General features: G+C 59.7%; 1 protein-coding gene. It reads right to left on the bottom strand.

Annotation, left to right across the window (positions count from 1 at the left end):
* Window positions 1–184: 184 nt before the first annotated feature.
* A complete protein-coding gene (locus ACM6UT_RS23025) occupies window positions 185–2,113 on the bottom strand; it encodes a ParB/RepB/Spo0J family partition protein (protein WP_416799606.1) in 1,929 nt (642 codons plus the stop codon).
* Window positions 2,114–3,099 lie beyond the last annotated feature (986 nt).

The following is a 3,099-nucleotide window of genomic DNA, read 5'->3' on the forward strand; positions in this document are numbered from 1 at the left end:
TCGAGTGCTTTTTGCACTTCATCCCAATCAACATGCTCCGGGTCGCTCGGGTAGGCGTTGATTAGCTGACAGCAGCTTTCGGCGGCAAGGGTCGGATCAGGATCGGAAGCGAGCACGGCTTATCCTCGGGAATAGGGGAGCCGGTCACGCTGGAGGACGTGACCGGGGACAAGCAGCGGCGGGATTATTCCGCTGCCATCGGGAACGAGTGTTCGCTCTTTTCCTCAGAGGTTTCAGCCTCACCCTCTGCGTCGGGGTCAGACGCGATCCGAACGTGAGGCGGAAGCCACCCGCTGTCCTTGATGGACTTGGCGGCATACTCCGCAGCCTCGCCCTTCTTCATGTTGCCGACACCAGCGGCGATATCCTCGCCGCGCACCTCGGCAACAACGGCTTGAATGGTCGGCCTGTTGACGTGGCTGAAATAGCTTTCCGCCGTAGTCTCAAACCACTCACGCATGTCCACGTTCAATGCGCGGCCCATCTGGTCGGCATGTGCCAGCGCTTGGCTGCGACTGCTGAACTTCTTCTCGACCGCATTGACGGAATGGGCGGCGGCATAGGCCAGAAGCTGCAACAACTCGCTTTGCGATTGATCCATCAGCCATTCCCAAAGGTCAGCAGGATCGCCGGGAAGCCGGTGCCCATAGTTTTCCTCAAGGCTTCCCCACGCCTCGAGGGCCTTGTTCTCGGCGGGACGCTTCATCGAACCGTCCAGCACTTCATGAGTGACAGAGATTTCAAGCGCACTCTGGTGGCCGGGGATGCCCCATGCGGTACGATACTGAACTTTGAGCAACATCGCATGGACGACTGCAACAAGCGCGATGTCGGGATTGTTCGCCAGTTCGACGCGAAGTGCCGCGGTCTTCTGAGCAGTCAGGTCCTCGATCAAAGCCGCTGAATGATTAAGCGCCGTAGATTTTGAAGCGCCGTCAGCGTCCTCGGTTGCCCCGCCTTGCTTTCCTTCTGTGGCTTCGGCCTTCTTCTTGTCCTCGTCGCGGACAAGGCCTCTCAGCACCGATAACTTGCCCCAATGGTCGATGGTAACAATTGCCCCTGCCATTGCGAGGTCTTCGCTCTGATAGGCTTCTCCACGCTTCTGCAGGACGGCGATTTCCTGCTCAACGGCGGACAATGCCGCCTCGGCAGCCTCATCCTCCTGATCCGAATCGATCTGCGCAGCCAGCTCGTCATAACGCTCGGTCAGAGCTTCCAGCTTGGCTTGATCATCGTCGTTGAGGTCTATGCGCTGCGGGTAAACCCGGGCCATCTGGTAGATGTTATCCGGCTGCTGAGGGCACCACTCCACCCATTTCCAGCCTTCGGCCTTCACGGTTTCTGCCTCGGCCTCCAACTTCTCGGCAACCAGCTTTTCCAGCAAGCCGCTATCGCACGCAAACCCGCCTCCCTGCTCGGCGAACAGATCGCGGCGCACAGGACCGCCGGCCGCCTCATAGGCTTCTAGACCTCCGATCAGCGCCAACCGTTTGTCGCTTGCGGGGACTTCATCTGCTGCGAGACGGCGCTTGATCGTATGGGCGCTACGATCCCATGAGGGGAGGGCATTCCAAACCTCTTCCTGTCGAGCGTGATCGTCGGTGATGGTGAAGGCGGCAAGCTGCTCAAAGGTCATGTCCTCGGCGCGGAACGCCGCGAACAGGACAGGGGAAACCTTCGCTAGCGCAAGGCGGCGGTTGACGATGATTTCGGTTGTCCCAAAACGGGCGGCGATGTCCTTGATGGACTTGCCCTCATCGAACAACTCTTTGAATGCCTCGAACTGGTCGGCAGGGTGCATGGCCTCCCGCATGACGTTCTCGGTCAGGCTCAATTCCGTTGCGTCACCCGCCTCTCGGACAATGACATTCACAGCGTAGTCAGCCGTGATCTCGCCCCGTTCGGCCAGAAGATTGAGAGCAGCTAGGCGGCGACCGCCAGCCGTCACAAGGTATCGGCCCTTGGGTGCCTTGCGCACCACAAGGTTCTGAATGACGCCATTGGCGAGGATCGACGCCGACAGGCTCTCGATGCTCTCCTTGGTGTAAGTCTTGCGGACGTTCTTCGGGTCTGCGTCCAGCTTGTTCAGTGCTATCGCGATGATGTCGCTCATGGTTCCTTGCTCCAGTTTTTCCCGTTTCCCTTGGGAGCAAGCCCCGCTAGTGGGCGAAGCCTCTGCCTTCGTTCTCGAAGGATGTGCCCCCACATCCGGCGGAACGAAGGGGGAGGGCTTGAGCCCGCTCCCGTTAGGACGCCGATCGGGTCATGGGGCGGGAGGAAGGAAAAAAGGAAGGTTTGCCGGCCTGACGGCGAAAGCCGTTTTTCCTGACGAGGGACAGCGCTTGCCCATTGGCGCGATCGGCGACCTATCGTAAGAGCGGTATAGGGCAGGGTAGATGGGCGGCCGATCCCGGCCGCTCCTTGCGGATGCGAACCGGCGACGCCGGTTCTCCGTCTTCTGATCCAGGTTATAACACGATGGATCTGCCCGCTGCGCTCCGAGTGATGAGCGCTCCGCTCCTCGGGCAGCTCTCCATTTCAACTTGATTCAACGTTTCGATAGCGGCGGTTAGCCGCTCGGCTCGGATCGATCGGCGCCAGTCCGAGATCCGAGAAGGACAATGAAGAACATCGGAGCTTTCAGCATAGCGCCGACCCTCCTTAAGGGGCGGGAAAGCGGGAATTCTCGATACGGTTTTGACGGATAAAGGGAAGCCGCAGGAGGCTTAGCATAGCGCCGCGAAGCGGAAGCCGGGACCGACTTCCCCCGCCAAATCCGTTCCGTGCCTCTACAGTCTAGGCGTTGCATTCATGATGTAGTGGGCAATCTGAAACAGCTGCTCAACAGTCGCAGCCAGGTCAGCAGAGGCTTGCTGNAAGGGAAGCCGCAGGAGGCTTAGCATAGCGCCGCGAAGCGGAAGCCGGGACCGACTTCCCCCGCCAAATCCGTTCCGTGCCTCTACAGTCTAGGCGTTGCATTCATGATGTAGTGGGCAATCTGAAACAGCTGCTCAACAGTCGCAGCCAGGTCAGCAGAGGCTTGCTGGATCTCTGGTGGTTGGGACGGATCGCCGGCGAGCACACCGGCCTTGGCGATGA

Source organism: Ciceribacter azotifigens (genome assembly GCF_048159625.1).
GTDB classification, from domain to species: domain Bacteria; phylum Pseudomonadota; class Alphaproteobacteria; order Rhizobiales; family Rhizobiaceae; genus Allorhizobium; species Allorhizobium azotifigens.